At 73.0% G+C, this 26,200-nt stretch carries 26 protein-coding genes; 10 read left to right on the forward strand and 16 right to left on the reverse strand.

Going from position 1 to position 26,200, the window contains the following annotated elements; genetic code table 11:
• Positions 1 to 672 carry an ArsR/SmtB family transcription factor gene (locus ACIA6A_RS08120; RefSeq protein ID WP_396096755.1) on the forward strand — a complete coding sequence of 224 codons (672 nt, stop codon included), beginning with the start codon at positions 1 to 3 and terminating at the stop codon, positions 670 to 672.
• Here the strand turns inward: ACIA6A_RS08120 and ACIA6A_RS08125 are convergent.
• The 15 genes from ACIA6A_RS08125 to ACIA6A_RS08195 all read right to left on the reverse strand — a co-directional run bounded on the left by ACIA6A_RS08125 (position 663) and on the right by ACIA6A_RS08195 (position 16,776).
• Positions 663 to 1,931, reverse strand: coding sequence for an MFS transporter (locus tag ACIA6A_RS08125; RefSeq protein WP_396096756.1), 1,269 nt, complete (start codon positions 1,929 to 1,931; stop codon positions 663 to 665). The genes ACIA6A_RS08120 and ACIA6A_RS08125 overlap by 10 nt on opposite strands.
• A complete protein-coding gene (locus tag ACIA6A_RS08130; RefSeq protein ID WP_396096757.1) occupies positions 1,928 to 3,205 on the reverse strand; it encodes an acetyl-CoA carboxylase biotin carboxylase subunit family protein in 1,278 nt (425 codons plus the stop codon). Before ACIA6A_RS08130 ends, ACIA6A_RS08125 begins: the two co-directional genes overlap by 4 nt.
• Positions 3,202 to 4,512, reverse strand: coding sequence for an ATP-grasp domain-containing protein (locus tag ACIA6A_RS08135; RefSeq protein ID WP_396096758.1), 1,311 nt, complete (start codon positions 4,510 to 4,512; stop codon positions 3,202 to 3,204). Before ACIA6A_RS08135 ends, ACIA6A_RS08130 begins: the two co-directional genes overlap by 4 nt.
• Positions 4,509 to 5,501 carry a cysteine synthase A gene (gene cysK, locus ACIA6A_RS08140; protein WP_396096759.1) on the reverse strand — a complete coding sequence of 331 codons (993 nt, stop codon included), beginning with the start codon at positions 5,499 to 5,501 and terminating at the stop codon, positions 4,509 to 4,511. The genes ACIA6A_RS08135 and cysK overlap by 4 nt, the downstream gene beginning before the upstream one ends.
• Positions 5,502 to 5,539: 38 nt before the next feature.
• A complete protein-coding gene (gene epsC / locus ACIA6A_RS08145) occupies positions 5,540 to 6,154 on the reverse strand; it encodes a serine O-acetyltransferase EpsC (RefSeq protein ID WP_396096760.1) in 615 nt (204 codons plus the stop codon).
• A 26-nt stretch (positions 6,155 to 6,180) separates the two neighbouring features.
• The gene (locus ACIA6A_RS08150) at positions 6,181 to 6,441 is read right to left on the reverse strand and encodes a hypothetical protein (protein WP_396096762.1); all 261 of its coding nucleotides are present in this window, start codon (positions 6,439 to 6,441) and stop codon (positions 6,181 to 6,183) included.
• A 20-nt stretch (positions 6,442 to 6,461) separates the two neighbouring features.
• Positions 6,462 to 7,649 carry an FAD-dependent oxidoreductase gene (locus ACIA6A_RS08155; RefSeq protein WP_396096763.1) on the reverse strand — a complete coding sequence of 396 codons (1,188 nt, stop codon included), beginning with the start codon at positions 7,647 to 7,649 and terminating at the stop codon, positions 6,462 to 6,464.
• Positions 7,646 to 9,013 (reverse strand): dihydroorotase family protein, encoded by a 1,368-nt coding sequence (locus tag ACIA6A_RS08160; protein ID WP_396096764.1) that lies wholly within the window; start codon positions 9,011 to 9,013, stop codon positions 7,646 to 7,648. Before ACIA6A_RS08160 ends, ACIA6A_RS08155 begins: the two co-directional genes overlap by 4 nt.
• The gene (locus tag ACIA6A_RS08165; RefSeq protein ID WP_396096765.1) at positions 9,001 to 10,095 is read right to left on the reverse strand and encodes an acyl-CoA dehydrogenase family protein; all 1,095 of its coding nucleotides are present in this window, start codon (positions 10,093 to 10,095) and stop codon (positions 9,001 to 9,003) included. The genes ACIA6A_RS08160 and ACIA6A_RS08165 overlap by 13 nt, the downstream gene beginning before the upstream one ends.
• A gap of 8 nt (positions 10,096 to 10,103) precedes the next feature.
• On the reverse strand, positions 10,104 to 11,156 hold the full coding sequence (locus tag ACIA6A_RS08170) for a PrpF domain-containing protein (RefSeq protein WP_396096766.1): 1,053 nt from the start codon (positions 11,154 to 11,156) through the stop codon (positions 10,104 to 10,106).
• The gene (gene asnB / locus ACIA6A_RS08175) at positions 11,153 to 12,964 is read right to left on the reverse strand and encodes an asparagine synthase (glutamine-hydrolyzing) (RefSeq protein ID WP_396096767.1); all 1,812 of its coding nucleotides are present in this window, start codon (positions 12,962 to 12,964) and stop codon (positions 11,153 to 11,155) included. Before asnB ends, ACIA6A_RS08170 begins: the two co-directional genes overlap by 4 nt.
• Position 12,965: 1 nt before the next feature.
• Positions 12,966 to 13,958: a PLP-dependent cysteine synthase family protein gene (locus ACIA6A_RS08180; RefSeq protein ID WP_396096768.1), complete on the reverse strand. Its 993-nt coding sequence runs from the start codon at positions 13,956 to 13,958 to the stop codon at positions 12,966 to 12,968.
• Entirely contained in the window at positions 13,955 to 14,725 is a 771-nt protein-coding gene (locus ACIA6A_RS08185; protein ID WP_396096769.1) for an HpcH/HpaI aldolase/citrate lyase family protein, read from the reverse strand. The genes ACIA6A_RS08180 and ACIA6A_RS08185 overlap by 4 nt, the downstream gene beginning before the upstream one ends.
• A complete protein-coding gene (locus ACIA6A_RS08190) occupies positions 14,722 to 15,582 on the reverse strand; it encodes a TauD/TfdA dioxygenase family protein (protein WP_396096770.1) in 861 nt (286 codons plus the stop codon). The genes ACIA6A_RS08185 and ACIA6A_RS08190 overlap by 4 nt, the downstream gene beginning before the upstream one ends.
• A gap of 90 nt (positions 15,583 to 15,672) precedes the next feature.
• Positions 15,673 to 16,776, reverse strand: coding sequence for an IS701 family transposase (locus ACIA6A_RS08195; RefSeq protein WP_396096771.1), 1,104 nt, complete (start codon positions 16,774 to 16,776; stop codon positions 15,673 to 15,675).
• Positions 16,777 to 17,227: 451 nt separating this feature from the next.
• Here ACIA6A_RS08195 and ACIA6A_RS08200 point away from each other — a divergent pair, with 451 nt between their 5' ends.
• The 9 genes from ACIA6A_RS08200 (at position 17,228) to ACIA6A_RS08240 (ending at position 25,311) form a co-directional block, all read left to right on the forward strand.
• Positions 17,228 to 18,409, forward strand: a complete 1,182-nt coding sequence (locus ACIA6A_RS08200) for a 3-deoxy-7-phosphoheptulonate synthase (protein WP_396096772.1) — start codon at positions 17,228 to 17,230, stop codon at positions 18,407 to 18,409.
• Positions 18,410 to 18,435: 26 nt separating this feature from the next.
• The gene (locus tag ACIA6A_RS08205; protein WP_396096773.1) at positions 18,436 to 19,206 is read left to right on the forward strand and encodes a 2,3-dihydro-2,3-dihydroxybenzoate dehydrogenase; all 771 of its coding nucleotides are present in this window, start codon (positions 18,436 to 18,438) and stop codon (positions 19,204 to 19,206) included.
• Positions 19,207 to 19,309: 103 nt separating this feature from the next.
• Complete coding sequence (locus ACIA6A_RS08210; RefSeq protein ID WP_396096774.1) at positions 19,310 to 19,987, forward strand: isochorismatase family protein; 678 nt, start codon at positions 19,310 to 19,312, stop codon at positions 19,985 to 19,987.
• Complete coding sequence (locus ACIA6A_RS08215; protein WP_396096775.1) at positions 19,984 to 21,885, forward strand: anthranilate synthase family protein; 1,902 nt, start codon at positions 19,984 to 19,986, stop codon at positions 21,883 to 21,885. Before ACIA6A_RS08210 ends, ACIA6A_RS08215 begins: the two co-directional genes overlap by 4 nt.
• Before the next feature lie 46 nt (positions 21,886 to 21,931).
• Positions 21,932 to 22,099, forward strand: coding sequence for a CopG family transcriptional regulator (locus tag ACIA6A_RS08220; RefSeq protein ID WP_396096776.1), 168 nt, complete (start codon positions 21,932 to 21,934; stop codon positions 22,097 to 22,099).
• Positions 22,099 to 22,443: a VOC family protein gene (locus ACIA6A_RS08225; protein WP_396096777.1), complete on the forward strand. Its 345-nt coding sequence runs from the start codon at positions 22,099 to 22,101 to the stop codon at positions 22,441 to 22,443. Before ACIA6A_RS08220 ends, ACIA6A_RS08225 begins: the two co-directional genes overlap by 1 nt.
• A 12-nt stretch (positions 22,444 to 22,455) precedes the next feature.
• Entirely contained in the window at positions 22,456 to 23,091 is a 636-nt protein-coding gene (locus ACIA6A_RS08230) for a DUF2461 domain-containing protein (protein WP_396096778.1), read from the forward strand.
• Positions 23,092 to 23,181: 90 nt separating this feature from the next.
• Positions 23,182 to 24,393, forward strand: coding sequence for a cysteine desulfurase-like protein (locus ACIA6A_RS08235; protein ID WP_396096779.1), 1,212 nt, complete (start codon positions 23,182 to 23,184; stop codon positions 24,391 to 24,393).
• Positions 24,394 to 24,396: 3 nt separating this feature from the next.
• On the forward strand, positions 24,397 to 25,311 hold the full coding sequence (locus ACIA6A_RS08240) for an endonuclease/exonuclease/phosphatase family protein (protein WP_396096780.1): 915 nt from the start codon (positions 24,397 to 24,399) through the stop codon (positions 25,309 to 25,311).
• A 45-nt stretch (positions 25,312 to 25,356) separates the two neighbouring features.
• Here the strand turns inward: ACIA6A_RS08240 and ACIA6A_RS08245 are convergent, their stop codons facing one another.
• Positions 25,357 to 26,097 (reverse strand): SDR family NAD(P)-dependent oxidoreductase, encoded by a 741-nt coding sequence (locus ACIA6A_RS08245; RefSeq protein ID WP_396096781.1) that lies wholly within the window; start codon positions 26,095 to 26,097, stop codon positions 25,357 to 25,359.
• Positions 26,098 to 26,200 lie beyond the last annotated feature (103 nt).

A 26,200-nucleotide genomic window follows, 5' to 3' on the forward strand; every position in this document is an offset into this window, starting at 1 on the left:
ATGGGCGACGGCACCAAGTGGGACATCTACCAGCAGGTAGCGCGGGTCGGCAAGGTGCTGGCCAGCCCGGTCCGGCTGCGCCTGCTCGACCTGCTCGGCGAGGGGGAGCAGGACGTCGAGGGCCTCGCCCGGGCGGCCGGCGTCGGGCTCAAGAACACCTCGGCGCAGTTGCAGGTGCTGCGCGCCAGCAACCTCGTCAGCGTCCGCCGGCAGGGCACCCGGTCGTACTACAAACTCGCCGGCCGCGACGTCTTCCTGCTGATCGCCGCGCTGCAGACCTGCGCCGAGGTGCGCCTGGCCGACCTGCGGTCCGCGGTCACCGACCTGCTGGGCGACATGAGCGAGCTGGAACCGGTCACCGCCGACGAGCTCCGCGACCGGCTGAGCGACCCCGGCGTCATCGTCATCGACGTCCGCTCCGCGCGGGAGTACTCCCTGGGCCACATCCCCGGAGCCGTGTCCGTGCCCGCCGCGGAGGTCGCCGGCTGGATGGGCGGCCTGCCCGGCGACCGCGAGGTCATCGCGTACTGCCACGGGCCCTACTGCGTGCTGTCCCCGGACACCGTCCGGTTCCTGCGGGCGCACGGCATCGACGCGCACCCGCTCACCGGCGGCATGACCCAGTGGCTGCGGCACGACAACCCGACCGAGACCGGCGGTGCTCAGGCCTGAACCGTACGATCGCGCGGGGCCGGCGCCGTCGTGCCCGGATGCACCGCGTGTTCCGGCAGCCGCCGCTCCAACCGCACCAGCGCCAGCGCGGACACCGCCGCACCGGCCGCCAGCGTCAGCCACAACGCGACCGCCGACAGGCTCAGCAACGCGGTCAGCACCGCCGGGGCCAGCGCCGTCGGCAACGACCACGACAGCTGGTACACCGCCATGTACCGGCCCCGGGTGGCCTCCGGGGCCGCGTTCGACACCAGCGCCGACGCGGTCGCGCCGTGCATCAGCTCGCCCAGGGTGAACAGCGCCGTCCCGACGAACGCCCCGGCCAGCGCCACCTGGCCGCCGGCCGCCGCGCCCAGCGCGGCGAACAGCAGGAACGACAACGACAGCACCGAGATCCCCAGAGCGGCAGCCCGGGTACGCCGGTAGCGCGTGAGCACCCGGGTCACCGGGATCTGCAGCAACGCGATGCCCACGGTGTTGACCGCGTACAGCAGGCCCACCACCGACGTGCTGTGGTGCAGTTCCTGTGTCACGTAGACCGGCAGGCTCACCGACAGCGCCATGTACCCGAACGCCGTGGGCACGTTGGCCAGCGTCAGCTTGACGAACGTCCGGTCCCGGAACACCAGCTGGTAGCCACCCCGGGGCCGTGGGCCCGTGCCGTGGGCCGGCCGGGCGGAGCCGATGCTGTGGATCAGCGCCGCCGCGGCCACGAACGCCGCGGCGCTGACCAGCACGATCACCTGGTAGGCGGCGTTGCCCAGCGCGAGCGCGGCACTGGCCAGCAGGCCGCCCACCCCGAGCCCGGCGTTGCGCAGACTGCGCTGCGCGGCGATCAGCCGGTCCCGGCCGGCGCCCTGGGTGATCTCGGCGATGAACGACTGGATCGACGGCGGGTACGACCCGTCGCCGACCGCCACCAGGGCGACCGCCAGGAACATCGGCACCGGCGAGTCCACGAACGGATAGACCAGGAAACCGGCCGCCCGCACCAGGTAGCCGCCGACCACGACGGCCCGGGCGCCGTAGCGGTCGACCAGGGTCCCGGCCACCGGGTTGCTGAGCAGCCCGACCAGTGCCGCCGACGTCATGATCGCCCCGACCTGGGTGAGCGGCAGGCCGGTCACGTGGTGGAAGTACAGCAACGAGATCGGCAGGTAAAGGCCGTTCCCGGTGGCGTCCACCACCATGGCGGTCATGTACCGCACCCGGGTCCCGGACGTCGGGGACCCGGATGTCGTCGTCGACGGTTCGCTCACACCAGCTCCACGATCTCGGTCTCGGTCAGGAATCGGTCACCCAGGGCCCGCAGGCGCCGCTCGCACTCGGCCCGGTCCGGTGCCGAGCCGACGGCCGCGACCAGGAAGTCCGCCGACCCCGCGGCGGGCGGGATCGTCTCGCCCGGCTCGGCGTAGCGCCAGAACCGCTCCACCCACGCCAGGCCCGGCGGCTCCGGCAGCGACCGCACCAGCCCCGGCCGCTTCATCATCAGGACCTGCCCGGCCATCCGGCGGGGCCGGGGCCGCTCACCCGGGCTCGCGAGCCCGTCGAGGCCCGGCACCGGCAGCCCGGCCTGCAGCCGGGTCACGGCCTCGAACAGGTCCACCCCGAACAGGCTGTCCAGCACGTGCCGCACCTTGGCCCCACCTGGACGGCACGCGATCTCGCACACCACCAGACGATCGTCGGGGGTGTGGAAGATCTCGGCGTGGAACGCGTGGTCGGCCATCCGCCCCGGCGCCCCGTCGCGCAGCACGTCCACCGCGGTGCCGGTCAGCTCCAGCAGCCGCGGCGTCAGCGGATCGTCCGGATCCAGGGTCAGATCGACCCGGGCGCCCGGATCGACGCCGAACGACGCCAGGTCGTACTGGTACTGCGAGGGCCAGGCCAGGACCGTACGGCCGCCGGCCACCAGCCCGTCGACGTGACACATCCGGCCGGGCACGAACGTCTCGATCAGCAGCTCGCCGCGCGGCTCCGGGCCGCCCCAGGTCTGCTCGGCGCATCGGCCGAGCTCCGCCTCGTCGCGCAGGATCCGCAGCCCGATCGAGTTGAACCCGTCCCGGTTCTTCAGCACCACCGGGAACCCGTGCTCCCGCGCGAACGCCTGCGCCTGCTCCGCGTTGCCCACCATCGCGTACTCGGCGGTCCCGATGCCGGCGGCGCGCAGCCGGGCCTTCATCACGACCTTGTCCCGGAACCCCAGCACGTCCGCCGGGTACGCGCCGTCCAGGCCGAGCGCCGCACGCACGTACGCCGCGTGCTCGATGTCGCCCTCCTGGTGCGCCACGACGTGGCGGACGCCGTGCTCGACGGCCAGTTCCAGCGCGCGGGCCCGCAGCCGATCCCCGTCGAAGAAATCGGGCAGCAGCTCCACCCGGGTCCCCGGGTGCGCGACCACCGGCACCCGTTCCCCGGCGTACTCGACCCGGTCCTGGGCGGCGAGGATCACCACGTCGCCGGGGTAGTCGGCGAGCCACTCGTGGTACGGGAACGGCTCGAGCGGATTACGGTGCAGGATCAGGACGCTCACGGGCGTACCTCGACGTTGTGGCTTCCGTCGTTGATCTGTGCGGCGTAGGCCGTCGTCGTGCCGCCGTCATCGCCGGTCACGGTGACCCGCAGCAGCTCGCCGATGACCTCCGCGCTGCGCTCGAGCGCGGCCGACGGGTCCGCGGCGGTCACCGCGACCAGCCCGACCCGGTCCCAGTTGTCGCGCAACGGCCGTACCTCGTCACCGGGGTGCACCGACATCTTCACCACCAGCACGTCCGGCTCGGCCTGGGCGCGGGTCACCCCCTCGATCGACTCGACCCGCCCCGGCTCGCTGAACAGGAACCGGGTCGCCGCCCCGCCGAGCGCCACCGGCTCGTCGGGCAGCTCCGGCACCAGGCCGAACGGCCAGCCCAGCGCGAGGGTGGCCTGGTCGATGCCGTACGCCCCGCGGACCAGATCGGGCAGCGCGTCCCCGCCGAAGCGGTTGTGCCCCTCGATCACCACCGGCCCGTCCGGCCCGATCCGCAGCTCGGTGTGGCCCAGCCCGTCCCGCAGCCCGACCGTGGTCAGGAAGTCGCGCACGGTCGAGCGCAGCGCGTCCCGGGTGCCGGTGCTCAGCCGGGCCGGCATGGTGTGCCCGACCTCGGCGAACGTCGGTGACACGAACTTCTCGGTGATCGCGATGATCACGTGCCGGCCGGCGAAGCTGAACGACTCGACACTGAACTCGGGACCCTCGACGTACTGCTCCACGATGAAGTCGCCCAGCACGAACAACGACGACACCCGGTCCGTACGCGTACCGCGCAGCCGTGACACGCTCTGCCACACCTCGTCGCACTGCTGCGGGGTCTCCACCTTGAACACCCCGATGCTCGCGGTGCCGTCGGCCGGCTTGACGATGAACGGATACCCGTACCGTTCGCCGAACCCGGTGAGCGAGTCGATCCCGGTCACCTGTTCCGCCGCGACGCTGGCCCGGCCGGTGCCGCTCAGCAGCTGGCGCATGGCCCACTTGTCGCGCAGCAGACCGGCCACCTTCTGGCTGGTGCCGCCGAGCTGGAACAGGTCGTTGATCCGGCCGGCCGGCTCCAGCCCGGGTTCGGTCAGCGACAGCGCGACCCGGTAGCCCGGGGTGGCGTACAGCTCGCGGGCGATCGGTTCCAGCAGCGACCAGTCGGTGAAGTCGACGACGTGCAGCACGTCGGCCAGCTCCCGCTGCCGGTCACTGATCTTGGTCGGGTGCTGGACCAGGAGCACGACGAGGCCGAGCTTCTTGGCCTTCTCGACGGCCTCGTCGGTGCCGCCGATGAGCAGGAGGTGCAGATCCGTGGTCGGGTTCATGGGGTCATCTCTCTCTCGGTGGGAGCGACGGCCGGGGCCCAGACGCTCAGGTAGCGCTCTCCGGTGTCCGGCAGGATGGTGACGATGGTGGCGCCGGCGCTCTCGGGGCGCCGGGCGATCCGCAGCGCGGCGTGCACGGCGGCGCCGGACGAGATGCCGGCCAGCACGCCGGAGCCGCTGGCCAGCCCGCGGGCCGTCTCGAGCGCCTCGTCGTCGGTGACGGTGAGCACCTCGTCGATCAGCGCGCGGTCGGTGGTGTCGGCCACGAACCCGCCGTTCATACCCGGTATCGCGTGGGTCCCGGCCCAGCCCTGCGACAGCAGGGGGGAGCCGGCCGGTTCCACCGCCACGGCCCGCAACCGCGGGTTGTGCTCCTTGAGATAGCCCGCGGTGCCGCTCAGCGTGCCGCCGGTGCCGATCCCGCAGACCAGGATGTCGACCTGTCCGGCGGTGTCGGCCCAGATCTCCGGGCCGGTGGACTCGCGGTGCGCCCGCACGTTGTCCATGTTCAGGTGCTGACAGGGGAACCACGACCCCGGGGTGTCGCGGTGCAGTTCGGCCGCCTTGTCGATGGCACCCTGGTAGCGCAGCTCGCTCGGGGTGAGGTGCACCTCCGCGCCGAGCGCCCGCAGCAGGCCGATCCGCTCGGCGGTGGCGCTGTCCGGCAGCACGATCACACAGCGGTAGCCCCGGGCCGCGCTCAGCGCCGCGAGGGCGATGCCGGTGTTGCCGGACGTCGCCTCGATCACCGTCCCGGTCCCGGGCACCAGCTGACCGGACTCCTCGGCGGCGCGCATCATCCACAGCGCCGCCCGGTCCTTCACGCTCGACAGGGGATTGACCGACTCCAGCTTCGCCAGGATCCGGGCGCCGGGCGCCGCGTCCCCGGCGGGCAGCCGCAGCAGCGGGGTCCGCCCGATCAGGTCGGCGATCGTGTCGGCGATCAGCGGACGGGCGAGCACGGTGCCGGTCACGTTCGGAGCAGGCATACGTCCTTCTTCCAGAGTGACGTTCGTGGGGGGAGCCATCACCAGCACCCCGCGGAGGCGCTGGTGCGCATGAGCTCGACGGCGGAGCGCCGGTCGGCCCCGGGCATGCTGACTGCGGCCGGCGCCAGCGCGTGGGTGTCGGCGAGGACATCGCGGATCACCAGGGCCTGGGCGCCGATCACGGCCCGGTCGCCGACGGTCACCGGGCCGAGCACCGTCGCGTTGGCGCCGAGCACGACGTGCGAGCCGATGATCGGGTGGCGGCGCTCGCCGGCCTCGCGGCCGTTGTCCCGCCACCAGCCCAGCGCGCCGAGCGTGACCTGGTGGTACATCGTCACGTCGGAGCCGATGACGGCGGTCTCGCCGACGACGACGCCGGAGCCGTGGTCGATGAGGACCCGGCGCCCGACGACGGCGCCGGGGTGCAGCTCCACCCCGGTCCAGCCGCGGGCGAGAAGCGAGAGCAGCCGCGCCGTGCGGCGCAGGCCCCGCCGGTGCAGGCGGTGGGCGACCCGGTGGGTCCAGAGTGCCGGAAGTGCCGGGTGCAGCAGGGCCTCGGCCCGGTCGTGGACCGACGGGTCGCGGTCGACGACGGTGCGCAGGTCCTCGGCGAGCATCCGTATCAACCCCATCTCCGCCTCGGGCTGGACCATCAAACCTCCCAGTAGTCTAAAGGATATTAGAATTTGGCGGACGCGGGCAATGCGGCCACCCTCGCCTGGTCGAAGTTCACCGCGCTGCAGTACCGCCCGGCCCCGAGCCGCAGCCAGACCGAGCTGACGATCGTGCCCTCCACGACCTCCTCGCCCACGGTCCAGCCGTCCGCGTCGTAGCCGTCCACCGCACCCGGCAGCAGCAACTCGATGATCGGACTCGACAGATCCGGGCCGGTCCGTACATTCGCGTCCCGCCAGATCGGACCCACTGCGAACACCGTCACGGTCAACTCCCTCTCGGTCATCACTGCTGTGGCGCGCCGGCGGGTGCCGGCTGCCATCCGACGACGTCGAACGTCGCCTCGTCCTTGCGCGCCAGCACCCGTATCCGCTGGTCGCGACGGTGATCGCGGTCCCGGTCACCGCCCTGGTCCACGTCGCCCTGCCGGCGCGAGCGCAGGACCACCTCGGCCGCCCGCGGCACCCGTACCCGCTCGAAGCGGCGCAGCCCGGCCACCTGATCGGGCTCGTCCACCAGGGCCCGGCCGAGGTCGACCGCGTCCTCCAGGGCCAGGTTCGCGCCCTGGCCCAGCGCCGGGACCATCGGATGCGCGGCGTCGCCGATCAGCACCACCGGCCCGTCCACCCACCGGTCCACCGGGTCGCGGTCGTGGATGTCGGTGACCGCGAGATCCGCCACCGCCGTGCGGCGCACCAGCGCGGCCACCGGCGGGAACCAGCCCTCCAACAGCGCCAGCAGCCGCTCCTGGGCCGCCCGGGGCCGCATCGCGGGCCAGCTCCCGGCCGTCGCGGTGATCTTCGCCGTCCAGTAGTGCCCGCCACCGCCCACCGGCGCGACGAACACCTGCAGCCCGCTGCCGCTCGCGACGACCGCGCCCAGCGCCGGATCCGGGCTCGCCGACCAGCCCCGCACCGAGGTGTACCCGCGGTACACCGGCGGGCCGTCGTCGTGCATCCGCGCCCGGATCACCGACCGCAGCCCATCCGCGGCCACCAGCAGATCGGCCTCCCGGCTCGCCCCGTCGGCGAACCGCACCGACACCCGCTCGCCGCGCCGCTCGTACCCGGTGACCGCCGCACCGAACGCCACCTCGGCGCCCACCGACTGCGCCTCCTGCCACAACGCGCGCCGCAGCGCCGCCCGCAGGATCGGGATCTGCGGCCGGCCCAGCCGCTCTTGCTGCGCACCGATCGGCTCCCGGGCCAGGACCGTGCCGTGGGCGTCCATCAGCACCCGGACGTCGTCCGCCCCGGTCACGTACCCCGCGTCGCGGACCGCCCGGCCCAGCCCGGCACCGATGGCGTCGATCGCCGCCACCCCGTTCGGGTACAGCAGCAGCCCGGCCCCCGCGCCGTCCAGCCGCGCCGACCGTTCCACCACGACCACCGCGTAACCGGCCCGCCGCAACGTCACCGCCGCCGCCAGCCCGCCGATCCCGCCCCCGGCCACGATCGCGGTCCGCGCGCTCATCGCACCCACCGGCCGTCGGGGGCACCGAAGACCTCGGTCTCCGCGTCCCACACCAGGGCACCGCGACGGTACGTCCGCCGCACCCGCCCGCCCATCGTCCAGCCCTCGTACGCCGACCAGCCGCACTTGGACCGGACCTGCGCCGCGGAGAGCATCCACGTCTGCTCCGGGGCGAAGAACACCAGGTCGGCGTCCGCCCCCACGGCCAGGCGTCCCTTGCCGGTCAGCCCGAACAGATCCGCCGGCCCGGAACCGAGATGGCGCACCAGACGGCGGACCGCGTCGTCGGCCGGCTCCCCGGGGAACCGGCGGCGCATCCCGGTCCACACCGCGACCGCCAGCTCCTGCACCCCGGGCAACCCCGGCGGGGACTGCGCCACCGATCGGGTCTTCTCCGCCACGGTGTGCGGCGCGTGGTCACTGCCCAGCGTCGCCACCTGGTCGTGGCGCACCGCCTCCCAGAGCCGGTCCTGGTCCCGCCGGCCCCGGATGGCCGGCGACAACCGGGTCCGCGCCCCGGTGCGGCAGGTGTCGTGGTCGGTGAACGACAGGTGGTGCCCGGTCACCTCGAACGTGACCGGCAACCCGGCCGCGGCCGCCGCGCACACCAGGTCGGCCTCCTCGGCACTGGACAGGTGCAGGATGTGCGCCGCGGTGCCGTACCGGCGGACCAGCTCGATCACCGCGGCCACCGCGGTGATCCCTCCGCTGCGCGGCCGGCGGGCCTCGTAGTCGCGGTAGCCGTCCGGCTCGCCCCACCAGCCGTCCAGCAGGTCGAACAACCGGCCGTCCTCGGCGTGCAGCACCAGCCGGGTCCCGGAGGCGGCGGCGGCCTCGAACGCGGTGGCGAGCGCGTCCGGGTCGTTGAGCACGGCCGGCGCCGTGTGGTGCCCGGCCATGAAGATCTTCGCGCTGGTGGCGATCGCCGGGTCCAGGTGCTTCAGCTCCTGCGGGCGCTGCGGGTCCACCCCGATGTGGAACCGGAAGTCGACCAGCGACTGCCCGTCCACCATGGCCGCCTTGTCGAGCACGTCCTGCTCGGTGAACGTCGGCGGCACGGTGTTCGGCATGTCCATCACCGTGGTGACCCCACCCGCGACCGCCGCCCGGCCGCCGTGCGCCCAGTCCTCCTTGTGGGTCAGCCCGGGGGTGCGGAAGTGCACGTGCGAGTCGATCAGCCCGGGCAGGACGTAGTCGTCCCCGGCGTCGACGACCGGGACCCCGGCGTCCGCGGGCACCGGCGCGTCGCCGACGGCGAGGATCCGGCCGCCGCCGATCACCACCCGGCCGGCCCGTACGCCCTCGGGGGTGACCAGCCGCCGTCCGGTGACGATCAGATCGGCCTTCTCGTTCAGCCCAGCCATGCGGCACCCACCAGGTCCCGGCACAGCTCGTCGGTCGGGCCCATCAGCGCCACCGCGCGGGCATCGGCGAGCAGCCGGTTGATCGGCGCCGCCACGACGTAGCCGGACGCCCCGAGCGACCGGGCCACCTCGGCACAGATGTCCTCCGCCGCCCGCGACGCGTACAGCTTGCTGTGCAACGTCGTCAGGCCCGGGTCCTCGGCGGTCCGGGCACCGGCCCGCTCGATCACCGCGCGGACCGCCTCGACCCGGGTGCCGAGCTCCACCAGCCGCTGCCGGGTCACCGCCGCGGTGATCGTGCCCCGCCGGCGCGCGTGCTCGAGCAGCAGCTCCAGCGCCGCCTCGGCGATCCCGGCCCCGACCGCGCCGAGCGTCGCCCCCGACTCGCGGACCCCGGCGATGATCCGCGTCGCCGCGCCCTCCGGGCCGAGCCGGGCGGTGTCGGGCACCACGCAATCGCGCAGCGACACCACCCCGGTCGCCGAGCCCCGCATACCGGTCAGGTCCAGGCCCAGGTCGGCGACCAGGCCCGGGTTGCCGGCCTCGACGAGGAAGAACGTCTGCCCGGCGGCGCCGTACCCGGCGGTGGGCTGCCCGGGGTCGCCGGTCTGGACCAGCACGAGGTAGAGGTCCGCGACGGTGGCGCCGGTGGCGAACGCCTTCGTGCCGGTGATGCTCCAGCCGCCCTCGTCGCGGCGCCGGCCCACCGTGCTGATCCGCTGCTTGGCGGCGCCGGCACCGGGCTCGCTCCAGGCCGAGGCGGCCAGCAGGGTGCCGTCGGCGAGCCTCGGCAGCAGGGCCGCCCGCTGCTCGTCGTCGCCCCACTCGGCGATCCGGGAACAGACCGCGAAGTGCTGGAACACGATGATCGCCAGCGACGGGTTGCCGGTCGCCAGCAGCCGCACCACCCGGTTCACGTCCACCGCTGTGCCACCGGCACCCCCGAACTCGGCGGGCACCGCGGTGGCGAGCAGCCCGGACTCGCGTACCTGCTGCAGCAGTTTCGGGTCGGGCTCGCCGGTCACCGCGCTGTGCTCGGCGGCCTCGCGCAGCTGCTCGACGAGGACGGGCGGGAGGCTCATGGGGGCGGTCACAGGGGTTTCGCCGTTTCGGCCAGGCATCGGGCGATCTCCTCGAATTGCTGGTGCGCCGGGGAATCCATCAGGAACGATCCTTGGTAGGTCACGACTTTCCGGCCGACCGACGACCAGGCCAGCATGGTCTGACCGGCGGTCCGCAGCGTGGTGGCGGACGCGGTGGTGACGCCGCCCGCGGTGACGATGGTGATGGTGCCGTCCGGGCTGCCGGCGTCCCGCGCGATCTGCTCCGTGACGGTGCCGGGGATCCGCGTCGCGGCGGCCAGGCAGACCGCACCGGTCAGCGCGATGGTCGGATGCCACGACGGCACCGAGATCGCCCGTACCGCGATCGCCTCGGCGGTGGGCAGCAGCGCGGCGATCTTGGGGAAGACCCCGCCGGACGGCCAGCCGAGATGCGCGGTCGCCTCCGAGCGGATCCGGCCCAGCAGGCCGAACAGCTCGGCACCGGCGCCGAACAGGGCCTCCGGCGTGTGCAGACCGAGACCACGGGCATCGACGAAGACGTACGGGTTACCGCACGAGACCATCGACACGTCGTACGCGTCCCCGCCGGTGACCAGCGTCGTGCGCGGCTTCCCGGTCAGCAGCAACTGATCGACCGGGGTCTGCTCGGGCGGCATGAAGTACACCGTGCACTCCGCGTCCGAGCGGCCCACCCGGTCCATCTCGCAGATGACACTCTCCCCGGTGGTCAGCACCCGCACCCGGACCCGCCCGCCGGCCCGCAGGTTCGGGATCATCGAGCTGCGCTCCGCGGCGATCACCGCGGCCAGGATCGAGTGCCCGCACGAACCCCGCGGGTCGAACCGGTCGAGCCCCTCGGGCAGCGCCTGCACGAACCGGTAGTCCAGATCGAACATCGGATGATCGGACGGCTTGACCAGGGCGATCTTCAGGACGTGCCCGCCCCCGGCCGCGTCCAGGTAACGCCGGGCCGCGGTGACCCGTTCGATCGTGCCCGCCGGGTCGTCGGGGATCGCGCGGGCGTCCAGGACCAGCGTCGGGCACGGGCTCCCGGTCGCGTAGGCGAGATGACCGATCACGGTGTCGCCCCCACCTGGGAAGCGGCCCGCCGCGGTGCGACCGTGAGGTCGAGCCACATCCCGTGCACCGTCAGCGCCCACAGCGTCAGCGCGGTCTCGTCGGCCGGGTGGGCGGCCTGCGCCGCGAACAGCGCCTCCACGGCGGCGGGGGACAACTGCCCGCCGTCGCGCAGCCGGTCCGGGCTCAGTACGTCGCGGGTCATCTCCCACAACGCGGACCCGGGGGTGAGCATCGCGGTCAGCGGCAGCGTGAACGGCTGCTTCGCCCGGTTCAGCACCGACGGGGGCACCAGCCCGCGGCCCGCGCCGTACAGCACCCGCTTCACCTGGTCTCCCCGGATGCGCAGGTCGTCGGGGAGCCCGCGGGCCGCCCGCACCACGCTCGGCTGGCAGAACGGCAGCCGGGCCTCCACCGAGTTCGCCATGCTGAGGTGGTCGACCCGTCGCAGGTGGTACGCCGGCAACCGGAACCGCCGCTCGAACTCGCTGATCCGGGCCAGCACCGAACCCGGACCCCCGCGCAGCGCCTCGTACGCCTCCCGGGGCAGCCCCGGCCGGTCGCCCAGCCGGCGCCGGTACTCCTCGGTGTACAGCGCCCGGCGCCGCGCCGCGGGCAGCACGGCCAGGGCGTCGAGGTACCCGGTCAGCCAGTCGCCACCGGCCGCGGCGGTGCCCGTCGCGGCCCGCATCCGGTCGTAGCCACCGAACATCTCGTCGGCGGCGTCACCGGTCAGCGCCACCGTGAACCCGGCCTCCCGGACGGCCGCGAACAGCGCGTACGAGCTCAGCGTGATCGGATCGGCGTTCGGCTGCCCGAGATGGGCGACCACGGTCTGCGCCAGCGCCGGGAAGTCCACCGGGTCGATCTCCACCACGTGGTGCGTGGTGCCGGCCCGGCGCGCCACCTCGGCGGCGTACCGGCGCTCGTCGAACGGCCACGTCCCGCGGTAGGCGACGGTGAACGAGTGGATCGGCTGCCGCTCCGCCGCCAGCGCGGTGACCAGGGCGGAGTCCAGCCCACCGGACGTGATCACGGAGACCGGGACGTCGGCGTGCAGGAGCCGGCGAACCTCGGAGCGCATCGTGGCGCGTACCTCGTCCGCGACCTCGTCGAGCCCGGCGGTGACCGGCTCCGGGCCCGGGTCCGCACGCCGGGTGAACACCGGCACCTCGCCGGCCACGCACCGCATCCGGGTGGCCGGCGGCATGACCTTGATCTCGGCGAACATGGTCTGCTCGCCGAACGGGGTCTTGCCGGCCAGGTAGGCGTCCAGGCCGGCGTCCCAGCGGCTCCGGCCGACCGCGTGGAACCCCAGCAGGGCCGGGATCTCCGACGCGAAGTGCAGCGACCGGTGCGCCGGGTCCCAGCGGTAGTACAGCGGCTTCATGCCGGAGTCGTCGGTGGCCAGCAGCAGGACCGCCCGGCCGGGACGGCGGTCGAGGACGGCGATCGCGTACATGCCGTCGAGGTGGTCCACGAAGGACTCCCCGTACTCCTGGTACAGCGCGGGCAGGACGTTGCCATCGCACCGGTCGGCGAACCGGTGGCCGAGCCCGCGCAGGTGTTCCCGCAGCTCGTTGTGATTGTAGATCTCACCGTTGAAGACCACGGTGAGGTGCTCGCCGAGCCGGTACGGCTGCTCGCCGCCGTCGATGTCGACGATGGCCAGCCGGTTGCTGCCCAGCGCCCATCCCGGCCCGGCGGCCGAGCCGGTGCTGTCCGGGCCGCCCCGGCGATGCAGCGCGGCGACCGCGTCCATCTCGCCCGGCGAACCGTGGCTGTTGAAGAAACCGTGGATGCGGCACATGTCAGCTCCTCTGGTGGATCCCGTGGCGGGCGGAAACGATCTCCGGCTCGGCCCGCGTCTCTTCGGGGCGCACCGACAGGTACCGCTCGCCGGTGTCCGGGAAGACGGTCACGACGGTCGCCCCGGCCCAGCGGGCGGCCACCTGTCCGCACGCGTACGCGGCGGCCCCCGACGACACCCCCACCAGCAGTCCGCTGCGGCGGCTGAGCTCCCGCTTGACCCGCATCGCCGCGGCGTCGGGCACCACGACGATCTCGTCGACCAGCGACATGTCGGTGATGTCGGAGACGTAACCGGCGCCGATGCCCGCGATACCGTGCGGCCCGGCGTCCTTGCCCGACATCACCGCCGACCGTTCCGGCTCCACCGCCACCACATGCACGTCGCGGCGTTCCTTGAGATAGCGCGCCACCCCGGTCAGGGTCCCGCCGGTGCCCACCCCGCACACGAACACGTCCACGTCGTGGCCCGTCGCCTGCCAGATCTCCGGGCCGGTGGTCTCGTAGTGCGCCCGTACGTTGGCCTCGTTCTGGTCCTGGTGCACCAGGTACGCCCCCGGGGTGCGGTCGCGCAGTCCCTCGGCGAACCGCCACGCCGACAGCAGGCCGTCCGCGGCGGGGACCAGGACGACCTCCGCGCCGTACTCCTCGAGGATCCGGCGGCGTTCCTCGGTCGCGTTGTCCGGCATGACGATCACGCACCGGTGCCCCCGGGCCGCACAGAACGCGGCCAGCGAGATGCCCGTGCTGCCGGACGAGCACTCGATCACGATGCCACCGCGCTCCGGCAGCAGGCCCCGCTCCTGGGCCTCGCGCAGCATGGACGCGGCCGCCCGGTCCTTCACGTTGAACATGGGGTTGAACGTCTCCATCTTGGCCAGCAGGCGTACCCCGTCGGCGAGACCGGGCAGCGACACCCGGACCAGCGGGGTGTCACCCACCAGCTCCTCGAGCGAGTCGGCGATCGCCGGCCGGATCCGGCCGAGCCCCGTCACGATCCGCCCCGCACCGCGCTCAGGTGACCGGCCGCGGCTTCCTGCAGGTGGGTGATGTCGCTGGACACCGTCGCGAACGTGAAGCCGTCCGCGAGCCGGGTCGCCGCGGTGGCACCGTCCGGGCAGTGGATCCCGGCGGCGAGACCACCGGCGGCGGCCGCCGCGACGATCTCCTTCAGCGCGGCGCCGAGGTCGGCGTCCACCGCCGGATCGCCGAAGTACCGGCCGCCGAGGGCCACGGTCAGGTCCGCCGGGCCGACGTACACCGCGTCCACGCCGGGGACCGCGCAGATGGCCCCCAGGTTCCGGTACGCCGCCGCGGTCTCGATCATGACGATGCAGGCCACCGCCTCGTCCAGCTCGGCCGGGACCGACCCCATCCGCAGCTCGGCGCGCACCGGCCCGGCGAGACTGCGGGTCCCGCGCGGCCAGTGCCGGCACGCCCGGGCCGCGACCAGTGCCTCCTCGGCGGTCTCGACCATCGGCACGATCACCGCGCGGGCACCGGCGTCGAGCGCCGCGCCGATCAGGATCGGATCCACCGACGGCACGCGTACGACACCGGCCGACCGGCGCATCGCGTCGACCGCCATCATCAGCACCGGCCACCGCGACGGGTCGGTGACCCCGTGCTGGCCGTCCACGCCGACGTAGTCGTAGCCGACCCCGGCGACCCGCTCGGCACCGATCGGGTTGTCGCACGACATCCAGTAGCCGACCAGCTGTTCGCGGCGGCGCAGGCGGTTCACGAAGTCGTCCGGGTTCACCGGTCGTCCTCCTGCACCGCGTAGCTGGTCTTGCCGGTCAGGTCGACGGGCAGGTCGCCGGTGATCGACACCCGGTGCAGGACCCGCTTGTGGTCGTCGTAGTCGTTCACCGCGTAGTGCTGGGTGTTGCGGTTGTCGAAGATCAGCACGTCACCGAGGCTCCAGGTCCACCGCAGCACGTGCTCGGGCCGGCGCACGTACGACTGCAGCAGGTCGAGGATCGGCCGGGACTCGACGGCACTGAGCCCGATCAGGCGCTGGGCGAAACCGCCGAGGAACAGGCTCGGCTCCCCGGAGACGGGATGCACCCGCACCACCGGGTGGGCCGCCTCGAACCGGGTGGCCATGAACGCCCGGCGCACCTCCTCGCCGCGCTCGGTGCCCAGCCGCGGCTGGTCCGCCTGGTTGGTGTGCACCGCCCAGAGCTTGTCGGCCACCTCGCGCAGCTCGGCCGGCAACGACCGGTACCCGGCCGCGCCGTTGGCCACCAGCGTGTTCCCCCCGTACGGCGGCAGCACCACACTGCGCAGCGTGGTCCCCATCGACGGGGTGGGTGTGAAGCTGATGTCGGTGTGCCAGTGGTTGGCCCGCTGGTCCTCGCCGTCGACCGCCAGCACCTGCGGATCGCCGACCGAGCGCATGGTGGGGTGCCGCTGGGTGAGCGGCCCGAACTGTCCCGCGAACGCCAGCTGCTGCTCGTCGGTGATGTCCTGGCCCCGGAAGACCAGCACCTTGTACTCCAGCAGGGCCCGTTGCACGTCGTCGAACACGGCGGGCGCCATCGGGCTGGACAGATCGATGCCGGTCACCGCCGCGCCGATCTGTCCGCCAACCCTGACGATCTCGTAACCGGACATGACCCACTCCTTCGTGTCAGCGGAAATGCGTATGTCGTCGGTGTGCGGCGGCGTCGCCAGGCACACCGGAGGTGCGATGAACAGGCTCGGTCAGGAGGCCTGGTAGAGCGTGGTCTCCGGCACCCCGGCGAGTGCGAGCAGCGCGTGGGCCGCCGACGCGAGGGTGGTGTGACGGTGCCAGCCGGTGAACGAGCGGCCGGTGAAGTCGCGCAGCCCCACCCGGTCGCCGTAGCCGTTCAGGTCCTCGTCGACCTGCCGGGGGAGCGCGGTGAGCCGGACCAGGTCGGCCAGGCCGTCGCCGGTGATGTCGGTCAGCCAGCACTCGCCGGGCCACGGGCCGCCGATGGCGCCCAGTCCCAGCAACTGCAGCGGGGCCCGTCGCCGGCTGCCCGGCAGCCGCACCGGCAGCAGACAGGCCCGCTCGGTGCCGCCCCGCGGCCGGCCGAACACCGGGCGCTGACCGTGCCGGGCGCCGGTGACCAGATCCGCGGCCGTGCCGGTGATCTCCTCGGCGGCGCCGGGATAGGCGGTCAGCCGCAGGCCCGCGGGCACCCGGACCATCACCGTCGCCCCGGCCGCGCAGAGCCGCCGGACGACCGCGTCCGCGTCCATCTCCCGCGCGTCCAGCACGACCGGTGTCCCCGGCGGCGCGGCGAGCTGCAGGAACGTGTCCACCGCGCAGGTGCCGAGATCCTGGGCCACGGTCCCGTCCGGGATCATGGCCCGGCGCCGGCGTTCGACGTCGGCGAGCCACTCGCCCGACAGGTGCAGCCGCCAGTTGACCGGCGTCACGAAACGGTCCGCGGCCGCCCACAGCCCGACCGCGTGCTGCGCGTTCAGCGACTGCCGCAGCGAGGGACAGAACCGCCGGCCGACGCCTACGGTGTGTGCCCCCGCCTTGGGGATCATCATCGGCTGCAGCACCCAGGCGAGTGGGCCGGCGGCGCGGCGCACGTAGTCCGCCAGGGCTCGCCGGGCCGGTGCCCAGTCCCAGGTGGAACTGCTGACGAAGTGGTGCAACGCCTGCTCCGCAGCTGTTCCCGCGGACGTCCCGGCTATGTTACGGATCGATTTCCTGCCCCGTGCCTGGAGCAGGCCATTGACGTATTCGTAGCCTTTTCGGCGTTGATCGATACGTGGCAGATGTGCGAATATCTCGTTACATAAATCGGTAACATCTTCCTCTAGTCGCATCTTTCTCCCCTCGCTCCGCCCCGGCTGTCTTCGTTCCTCAGCTTCTCCGGATGCCCTGATTTTGCATAGGTGTCCGGAGCACAGCGGCAACTCGCGCGATGGTGATGCGGGCAGCGCCCGTGAGCATTTCCGGCATCGACCGGGCCGCTCGGCACTCCTACCTGACACATTCCCGCGGGCTACTTTGCCCTCGGTCACGGCCGCGCCGACGATGAATGGGTCGCCGCCACTGGCGTGAGCAGGAAAATGTAACGAGGAGCGCTCCGGCAATGACCACCGTCTCCGTCACAAAACACTCGCCCACCGGCAATGTCACCGTGGTTACCGCGCTGGCCCCGCCGACCGGCCTGACCGGCTCCGACGCCGGGACGCGCCGGGTTCCCCGGGTCCCGCCCGCACCGATCGTCACTGAAAGTGACGTCCGGGCAAGGGTTCGCCGGGAGCCGGCGCCATGACCGCGGCATCGCACGACCTCGTCGCGGCGATCCTGTCCCGGCCCGCCGCCCAGCAACCCACCTGGCCCGATCCGGCCGAGGTGGACCACGTCCGGGCGGCCCTGGCCCGCGCCGAACCCCTGGTCCGGCCGGCCGGCATCGCCGCGCTGCGCGGTGCCCTGGCCCGCGTCGCGGCCGGGGAGGCCTCGGTGATCCAGGCCGGCGACTGCGCCGAGGACCCGGCCGAGACCGCCGCGAGCGACGTCCAGCGCAAGACCGGGCTGCTCGACATGCTCGCCGGCCGGCTGCAGCTGTCCACCCACCACCCCGTACTGCGGGCCGGCCGCCTCGCCGGTCAGTTCGCCAAGCCGCGGACCCGGCCGACCGAGACCGTGGGCGACCGGGTCCTCCCGGTCTACCGCGGGCACGCGGTCAACGGCCCGGAACCGGACTCGCGCAGCCGCCGCCCGGACCCCCGCCGCCTCTTGCTCGCCCACCAGGCGTCCGGGGCGGTGCTGGAGCACCTCGGCTGGGGCCACCCGGCACCCGGGCCGCCGCTCGGCGCCCCGGTCTGGACCAGCCACGAAGCCCTGCTGCTGGATTACGAACTGCCCCAGGTGCGGCGCGGCGCGGACGGCGGGCTGTTCCTGTCCTCCACCCACTGGCCGTGGCTCGGGGACCGGACCCGTCAGCTGGACGGCGCCCACGTCGCTCTGCTGGCCGCCGTCGCCAACCCGGTCGCCTGCAAGGTCGGTCCCGGCATCGACCCGGACGACCTGCTGGCGCTCTGCGCCCGGCTCGACCCGGACCGGTCGCCCGGCCGGCTCACCCTCATCGCCCGCCTCGGCGCCGCCGGCGTCACCCGCCTGCCCGGCCTGGTCCGGGCCGTGCGCCGCGCCGGTCACCCGGCGATCTGGCTGGTCGACCCGATGCACGGCAACACGGTGGTGACCGCGGCCGGGCTCAAGACCCGGTACCTCGAGGCCGTCATGCGGGAGGTCCGCGAGTTCCAGGACGCGGTCCGCGCCGAGGGTGCCGTCGCCGGTGGCCTGCACCTCGAGACCACCCCGGACGACGTCACCGAATGCGTCACCGACCGGTCGCACGCCGAGCGGGTCGGCGACAAATACACCACCCTCTGCGATCCGCGGCTGAACCCGGACCAGGCCCTGACGGTGGTCGGCGCGTGGAACGGCTAGGCACCACCCGACCCCTTGGAGGACCTATGAACGGCACAGTGGCCCTGGTGACCGGCGCCGCGGGCGGCATCGGCGGCGCCACGGCGCGCGCTCTCGCCGAACGCGGCGCCCGGGTCGCCGCGCTCGACGCCGACGAGCCCGGCCTGCGCGAACGCGTCGCCAAACTGCGCGCCGACGGCCTCGACGTGACCGCGTTCCCCGCCGACGTCACCGACGGCGGCCGGGTGCACGCCGCCGTCGGTGCGGTCGAGGACCGGCTCGGGCCGATCGACGCCCTGGTGAACGCCGCCGGCGTGCTGCGCCTCGGCGAGGCCGTGCAGCTCGGCGACGACGACTGGGCGGCCTCGTTCGCGGTCAACACCACCGGGGTCTTCCTGGTGTCCCGGGCGGTGGTGAACCGGATGACGGCCCGCCGGCGGGGCGCCGTGGTCACCGTCGCGTCCAACGCGGCCGGCACCCCCCGCCACGGCATGGCCGCCTACGCCGCGTCGAAGGCCGCCGCCACGATGTTCACCAAGTGCCTCGGTCTCGAGGTCGCCCGGTACGGCATCCGCTGCAACGTGGTCGCCCCGGGCTCCACCGACACCGCGATGCTGCGCTCCATGTGGACCGACGAGAGCGGATCGCGGACCACGCTCGAGGGGCAGCCCGGCACGTACCGGCTCGGCATCCCGCTGCGGAAGCTGGCCACCGCCGACGACGTCGCCGGCGCGGTCGTGTTCCTGCTGTCGGAGCAGGCCGGCCACATCACCATGCACGCGCTGACCGTCGACGGCGGCGCCACCCTCGGCGCCTGAACCGCCCGGCCGCCCCGTCCGCCCCCGCCCCGTCGGCCCCGCCCCGTCCGCCCCGCCCCGTCCGCCCCCGCCCCGTCCGTCCGCCACCGTCTTGGAGCGACTCATGCCCGACCCCGCCCGGATCCCGCCCTACCCGATGCCGGACAGGTCCGCCCTGCCCGCCAACGTCGCGGGCTGGCGGCCCGACCCACGCCGCGCCGTGCTGCTCGTGCACGACATGCAGAACTACTTCCTGCGCCCCTTCGACGCCGCCCGGTCACCCCGCCGGGAGCTGGTCGGCAACGTCGCCGGGCTGCGGGACCGCTGCGCCGAGCTCGGGATCCCGGTGGCCTACACCGCCCAGCCCGGGAGCATGACCCCGCCGCAGCGCGGGCTGCTCAGCGACTTCTGGGGCCCGGGGATGCGGGCGTCGCCGGAGGACCGCGAGATCGCCGCGGAGGTCGCCCCGGGACCGGACGACTGGCGGCTGACCAAGTGGCGTTACAGCGCGTTCTTCGGCTCCGGCCTGCTGGCCCGGATGCGCGCCGCCGGACGGGACCAGCTCGTCGTCTGCGGCGTCTACGCCCACATCGGCGTGCTGATGACCGCGGTCGACGCGTTCACCCACGACATCGAGACGTTCCTGGTCGCCGACGCCGTCGCCGACTTCACCGCCGACGGGCACCGCCTCGCCGTCCGGTACGCGGCCGCGAACTGTGCCGTGGTCCTGCTCACGGCGCAGATGCTCGAGAGCCTGGACGCCACCGCGGCCGGCGTCGGACCCGCGGGGGAGACCCGATGAAGCCCGCGGGTGACCTGCTGACCCGGGTGCTCGGCACACCCCCGCCGGCGTTCGCCCTGATCCACCGGCCCCGCGCCGGCTCGGGCGACCGGGTGGACGTGCTCACCGGCGACGTCCGTACGGTCTCCACGCTGGCCGACCTGCCCCTGCGTGACGGCCCGGGCGGCGGGCCGCACGACCTGCTGGCCGTCGTCCCGTACCGGCAGATCACCGAACGCGGCTACGACTGCGTCGACGACGGCGCGCCGCTGCTGGCGATGCGGATCGGCGAGCAGGACACGGTGGACGTCGCCCGGGTCCTGGCGGAACTGCCGGTTTCATCGGTACGGGTGACCGGTGCGCGTTTCGACGTCGGCGACGCCGGATACGCCGAGTCCGTGCACCGGGTCGTCACCGAGGAGATCGGCACCGGCGAGGGCGCCAACTTCGTCATCCGCCGGTCCTACCGGGCCGAGATCGAGGGCTGGTCCGCGGCGCGCGCCCTGGCCCTGTTCCGGAGTCTGCTGCTGGAGGAGACCGGTTCGTACTGGACGTTCGTCATCCACACCGGGGACCGGACGTTCGTCGGCGCGACCCCGGAACGGCACATCACCGTCGACGACGGCGACGCCGTGATGAACCCGATCAGCGGTACGTTCCGGTACGGCGACCGGGCCCCCACGGTCGACGACATCCTGGGTTTCCTCGCCGACCACAAGGAACGCGACGAGCTGTCCATGGTGCTCGACGAGGAGCTCAAGGTGATGGGCCGGATCTGCGCCGACGGCGGCCGGGTGGTCGGCCCGTACCTGCGCGGCATGACCCGGCTGGCGCACACCGAGTACTTCATCGAGGGCCGTACCGACCGCGACGTCCGGGAGATCCTGCGGGAGACCATGTTCGCCCCGACCGTGGTGGGCAGCCCGCTGGAGAACGCGTGCCGGGTGATCGCGCGGCACGAGAGCACCGGGCGCGGCTACTACAGCGGCGTGGCCGCCCTGATCAGCCGGCCCACCGGTGCCGGGGGCGGCCGTGACCTGGACTCGGCCATCCTGATCCGGACCGCGGAGGTCACCGGGGACGGCGGGCTGCGCATCGGTGCGGGCGCGACCCTGGTGCGCCACTCCGACGCGGCGGCCGAGGTGGCCGAGACCAAGACCAAGATCGCGACCCTGCTCGCCGCGCTGCGCACCGACCCGGCGGCCCCGCCCCGGGCCCTGCGGCGCGGCCCGGAGCTGGACCGCGACCCCCGGGTCCGTGCCGCGCTGGCCGCCCGCGGCGCGAACACCGCCGCGTTCTGGTTCGGCGCGGACCGGGATCTCCCGCACCCGGGCGAGCTGGCCGGCCGGCGAGTCCTGGTCGTCGACGCCGAGGACACCTTCACCTGGATGCTCTTCCACCAGCTGCGCTCGCTCGGCCTGGACGTCGTGGTCAAGCGGCACGACGAGGTGTACGACGTGGACGACCACGACCTGGTGGTGCTGGGACCCGGCCCCGGCGATCCGGGCGACCCCACGTCGGCCAAGATGGCACGGCTGCGGGAGCTCGCCGCCGACCTGCTGCGCCGCCGCCGCCCGTTTCTCGCCGTCTGCCTCAGCCACCAGGTGCTCAGTGGACTGCTGGGACTGCCGGTGGCCCGCCGGGAGACCCCGCACCAGGGCGTCCAGCTCGTGGTGGACCTGTTCGGCCGCGACCGCGCGGTCGGTTTCTACAACACGTTCGCCGCGTTCAGCGGCACCGCGAAGATCGAGACGCCGGACGGCGACGTGGTCGAGATCAGCCGCGATCCGGACACCGGCGAGGTGTACGCGCTGCGCTCGGCGACCTTCGCCTCGGTGCAGTGCCACCTCGAATCCGTGCTGACCCGCGACGGCGTGGACATCCTCGCCGAGACGGTGACACAGCTGCTCGGCCGGTGACGCCGGGGCCTGAAAGCTAGATTGCTAGCGTGCTAGCATTCGCCCCATGGGCGCAGACGTCAAGCAGCTCAACGTGTATCTGCCGGTCGACCTCATCAAAGAGGTCAAGCATCACGCCGTCGAGGCCTCGCTGTCGATGTCCGCCCTCGTGGCCGAGGCGCTGCGCAGCTACCTCGCCACCCACCGATCCGCGGACCCTCGGAAGGAACCCTGATGGCGACCGAAGGCATCGAAGGCGTCTACCTCGAGACACACAACTGGGGCAAGGCGGTGAAGTTCCTGCAGACCCTCGGCTACACCGTGGAATTCACCTCCGACCACGGCTCCGGGCTGCTGCGCAACGGCGACGGCCCCTACCTGCTGGTCAACGAGGTCCCCGAGGACCACGTGCCGCAGACCCAGGTCGTACTCAGGGTCGCCGACGCCGCGGCGTTCCCGCAGGACGCCGGCCTCGACGTGGTGACCGCGTTCGAGGAGACCCACTACGGCACCAGGAAGCTCACCGTGCGTGACCCCGACGGGCGGCTCTGGGCGCTGGAAGCACCCCTGAAGAACTGACCCCGATCACCCATGGCATTCCGCGGATGGCCGAGTGAGGCCCTCGAATTCTACGAGGGACTGACCGCCGACAACTCCAAGACATATTGGACCGACCACAAGAAGGTCTACGAATCGGCGGTGCTCGCCCCCGCGGTCGAACTGCTCGCCGAACTCGAATCCGAGTTCGGTCCGGGCAAAATATTCCGGCCGTACCGGGATGTTCGTTTTGCGGCGGACAAGTCGCCCTACAAGAACCATCTCGGGGTATGGCTGGAATCCGGTGGCTATCTGCAGCTGTCCGCCGACGGACTCGCGGTCGGCGGCGGAATGTACGAATTGGCCCCGGAACAACTCGACCGGTACCGCCGCGCGGTCGCCGCGGAGGGCCCCGGCGCGGAACTGACCGCACTCATCGCGGACATCGAGGCCGCCGGGCTCGAGGTGCACGGCCGGCACAGCCTGAAAACCGTTCCCCGCGGCTATCCGAAAGACCACCCCCGGCGCGACCTGCTGCGCCACAAAGGGCTCATCACGTGGCGGGAATGGAAGCCCGCGGCCTGGCTGGGCACCGCGGCGGCCAAGGACCGGGCGGTCGAGGTCCTGCGCACCAGCCGCCCCCTGCGGCAGTGGCTCCAGGCCACCGTGGGCCCACCCCGGCGCCGCTGAACTGGGCTTCTCCGGCTTCCCGGCCGGGTTGTCCACAGGCTGGGCGGCGGGGGCGGGCGGGCCGGGGCGGATGCGGATATCGTCGTGCGCATGCTGTTCGACGTCGACACGATCCGGTCCGGTTATCCCGCCCTGTCCGAGGGTTTCACGCACTTCGACGGGGCCGGTGGCACCCAGCCGGCCGAGTCCGTCGTCGCGGCGATCGCCGGTGCCATGCGGGCCGCCGTGTCCAACCGGGGCACCGCGTTCGAGCCCGCCCGGCGCTCCGTCGCCCTGGTCGCCGAGGCCCGGGCCGCCGTCGCCGACCTGCTCGGCGCCGATCCGGCCGGCGTGGTCTTCGGGCCCAGCGCCACCGCCCTGACCTACCTGGTCGCCCGGACCCTCGCCCAGGGCTGGGGTCCCGGCGACGAGGTGGTCGTCACCCGGCTCGACCACGATGCCAACGTCCGGCCCTGGGTGCAGGCCGCGGCGTCCGCCGGCGCCACCGTGCGCTGGGCCGACGTCGACGTCACGACCGGTGAGCTGCCGGTGGCGCAGTTCGAGGCTCTGATCGGCCCGCGCACCCGGCTCGTCGCCGTGACCGCGGCCAGCAACGCCGTCGGCACCATGCCCGCGGTCCGGGAGATCGCCGCGATCGCCCACGCGGCCGGCGCGCTCACGTTCGTCGACGGGGTCCACTCGACCGCCCATCGGGTCACCGACGTGGTGGAGCTCGGTGCCGACTTCTACGTCACCAGCGCCTACAAGTGGTCGGGGCCGCACTACGCCGCGGTCGTCGCCGATCCGGAGCTGTGGCGCACCCTCGAGCCGGTGAAACTGGTGCCGTCGCCGGCGCAGGTGCCCGAGCGCTTCGAGTACGGCACGCTCAGCTTCGAGCTGCTCGCCGGGGTCACCGCCGCCGTCGACCATCTGGCCGGGCTGGCCGCCCCCGCCGAGGGGAGCCGCCGGCAGCGCCTGGTGGCGAGCCTGACAGCCGTCACCGCGTACGAGAACGGGCTCGCCGATCGTCTCGCCGCGGGTCTGGCCGCGCTGGACACGGTGACCGTCCTGCCGGCCGCGGCGGATCGTTGCCCGACGATCTCGTTCCGGGTGCACGGGCAGCCGCCCGCACAGACCGCCCAGGTGCTGGGGGAGCAGGGCATCTGCGTGTCGAACGGCGACTACTACGCGGTGGAGTACTTCGACGCCGCCGGGTTGCGTGCCTCGGGCGGTGCGGTCCGGGCCAGCATCTACCACTACAACACCGCCGCCGAGGTCGATCTGCTCCTCGAGGCGATCGCCAAGCTCCAGCCAGGAGCGTGACCCGTGATCCTGCGTAGGCTCCGCACCGCGTTCGCCGCGGCGCTGCTGACTCTCGCCTGCCTCGTGCCCGCGTCACCGGCCGTCGCGGCCGCGCCGGCCGGCACGAACCTGCAGCTCATGACCTGGAACATGTGCGGGTCCCAGCGCGACACCTATCACTGCCGGTCGCCCAGGAACTACGGGACCTTCGCCGACAAGATGGGCGTGATCAAGGCCGGCATCCGGGACAACTACGTGCAGGCCCTGCTGTTGCAGGAGATCTGCGAGAACGACCTCGCCGCGCTGATGGCCGACCTCGGTTCCGGGTGGGGCCGGGCGTTCTCGCCCTACCGGTTCTCGATCGAGGGTTCCCTGTCCGACGTCAAGTGCGGCAACGACAACAGCACCCGGCACGACCGGTACGGCACCGCGATCGTGATCAAGGCGGGCCTGTCGGACCCGCAGATCGTCACGACCGACCAGCCGTGGTGGCGGGGGTTGCAGCGGCCGGTGCAGTGCGCCACCGCGACGTATTTCAACAACATCCGGCTCTGCAACCTGCACCTGACGCCGGCCGGGGGTGACGAGGTGCACCCGCTCTGGGAGTTCGCCGACGACCAGCTCGACACCGTCAAGGAAGTCGCCGGCGGGTACGCGGACGTGGCGTTCGGCGGCGACTTCAACCTCGAGCCGCCGGACGCGGCCGGCAACACCCGGGCCGGTCTGTGGCCGGACACCGGGTTGTACTGGAACGGCGCGACCGGTTACCGCGAGTGCGACCAGCGCGATGCCACGAACCCGGTCCGGGACGGCCGCGCCACGGTGTCCCAGGGCAAGTACGACTACGTGTTCAGCAGCCGGCCGTGGCGCTGGTGTGCGCTGGAGGCCACGGCGTACTCGGACCACGCCGCCCTGATCTACAGCATGCAGATCGCGTAGCCCCGCGGTGCCCGGCTCGCCTCGCGGGCGAGCCGGAAGCCGGCGTCAGCGGGCGAGGTAGCCGCCGTCGACGTACAGCTCGGAGCCGGTGACGAACGACGCCTCGTCGCCGGCCAGGAACAGGATCGCGGCGGCGACCTCCTCCGGCCGGCCGAGGCGGCCGAGCGGGGTGACGTCGACCAGCGGCGTGGTGTCCGTGTCGCCCATCATCGGGGTCGCGATGAAGCCGGGGTGCACGCTGTTGACGCGTACGCCCAGCGGCGCCCATTCGAGGGCGACGTTCTTCGTCAGCAGCCGGACCGCACCCTTGGCGGCGTGGTACGCGGGTGAGGAGCCGAAGCCGCCGGACGCGCCGAAGATGGAGCTGATGTTGATGACGGAGCCGGTGCCGGATGCCTTGAGCAGGGCCGCGGCGGCCTTCATGCCGAGGAACACGCTGGTCTGGGTGACCGCGATGACCTTGTGGTAGGTCTCCAGCGTGGTGTTCTCCAGGACGTCCCGGTCGCTGATACCGGCGTTGTTGACCAGCACGTCGAGGCGGCCGTATTTTTCCTCGATCGTCGTGATCACCCGGGTCCACGCGGCCTCGTCGGTGACGTCGAGCGAGAGGTAGATCCCCTGCCCGCCGTTCTTCTCGATCTCCGTCGCGACGTCGGCGCCGAGGGCGTCCTGGACGTCGGCCACGATCACCGTCGCGCCCTCGCGCGCCAGCAGCAGCGCGGTCTCCTTGCCGATGCCACCCGCGGCGCCGGTCACCAGTGCGGTCTTGCCATTGAGGCGTGTCATGATCGTTGTCCTATCGAAGGCCACAGGTTCGTCGTTGGTATCCGGCGGACCCTTGATAGCTATACGATACGTCTCGTATCGAAAATAATAGCCTGTGATCTAG

It is taken from the genome of Actinoplanes sp. NPDC051494 (assembly GCF_044454705.1).
Taxonomy (GTDB): Bacteria; Actinomycetota; Actinomycetes; order Mycobacteriales; family Micromonosporaceae; genus Actinoplanes.

What these genes read in the sequence shown, in the direction of transcription:
- ACIA6A_RS08135 (WP_396096758.1), bottom strand. Translation starts at nt 4,512, where the DNA reads ATGAACCCGACCACGGATCTGCACCTCCTGCTCATCGGCGGCACCGAC.
- ACIA6A_RS08190 (WP_396096770.1), bottom strand. Translation starts at nt 15,582, where the DNA reads ATGTCCGGTTACGAGATCGTCAGGGTTGGCGGACAGATCGGCGCGGCG.
- ACIA6A_RS08210 (WP_396096774.1), top strand. Translation starts at nt 19,310, where the DNA reads ATGCCCGACCCCGCCCGGATCCCGCCCTACCCGATGCCGGACAGGTCC.
- ACIA6A_RS08220 (WP_396096776.1), top strand. Translation starts at nt 21,932, where the DNA reads ATGGGCGCAGACGTCAAGCAGCTCAACGTGTATCTGCCGGTCGACCTC.
- ACIA6A_RS08200 (WP_396096772.1), top strand. Translation starts at nt 17,228, where the DNA reads ATGACCGCGGCATCGCACGACCTCGTCGCGGCGATCCTGTCCCGGCCC.
- epsC (WP_396096760.1), bottom strand. Translation starts at nt 6,154, where the DNA reads ATGGTCCAGCCCGAGGCGGAGATGGGGTTGATACGGATGCTCGCCGAG.
- ACIA6A_RS08235 (WP_396096779.1), top strand. Translation starts at nt 23,182, where the DNA reads ATGCTGTTCGACGTCGACACGATCCGGTCCGGTTATCCCGCCCTGTCC.
- ACIA6A_RS08215 (WP_396096775.1), top strand. Translation starts at nt 19,984, where the DNA reads ATGAAGCCCGCGGGTGACCTGCTGACCCGGGTGCTCGGCACACCCCCG.
- ACIA6A_RS08195 (WP_396096771.1), bottom strand. Translation starts at nt 16,776, where the DNA reads ATGCGACTAGAGGAAGATGTTACCGATTTATGTAACGAGATATTCGCA.
- ACIA6A_RS08160 (WP_396096764.1), bottom strand. Translation starts at nt 9,013, where the DNA reads ATGGCTGGGCTGAACGAGAAGGCCGATCTGATCGTCACCGGACGGCGG.
- ACIA6A_RS08230 (WP_396096778.1), top strand. Translation starts at nt 22,456, where the DNA reads ATGGCATTCCGCGGATGGCCGAGTGAGGCCCTCGAATTCTACGAGGGA.
- ACIA6A_RS08155 (WP_396096763.1), bottom strand. Translation starts at nt 7,649, where the DNA reads ATGAGCGCGCGGACCGCGATCGTGGCCGGGGGCGGGATCGGCGGGCTG.
- ACIA6A_RS08245 (WP_396096781.1), bottom strand. Translation starts at nt 26,097, where the DNA reads ATGACACGCCTCAATGGCAAGACCGCACTGGTGACCGGCGCCGCGGGT.
- ACIA6A_RS08225 (WP_396096777.1), top strand. Translation starts at nt 22,099, where the DNA reads ATGGCGACCGAAGGCATCGAAGGCGTCTACCTCGAGACACACAACTGG.
- asnB (WP_396096767.1), bottom strand. Translation starts at nt 12,964, where the DNA reads ATGTGCCGCATCCACGGTTTCTTCAACAGCCACGGTTCGCCGGGCGAG.
- ACIA6A_RS08205 (WP_396096773.1), top strand. Translation starts at nt 18,436, where the DNA reads ATGAACGGCACAGTGGCCCTGGTGACCGGCGCCGCGGGCGGCATCGGC.
- cysK (WP_396096759.1), bottom strand. Translation starts at nt 5,501, where the DNA reads ATGCCTGCTCCGAACGTGACCGGCACCGTGCTCGCCCGTCCGCTGATC.
- ACIA6A_RS08120 (WP_396096755.1), top strand. Translation starts at nt 1, where the DNA reads ATGGGCGACGGCACCAAGTGGGACATCTACCAGCAGGTAGCGCGGGTC.
- ACIA6A_RS08165 (WP_396096765.1), bottom strand. Translation starts at nt 10,095, where the DNA reads ATGAGCCTCCCGCCCGTCCTCGTCGAGCAGCTGCGCGAGGCCGCCGAG.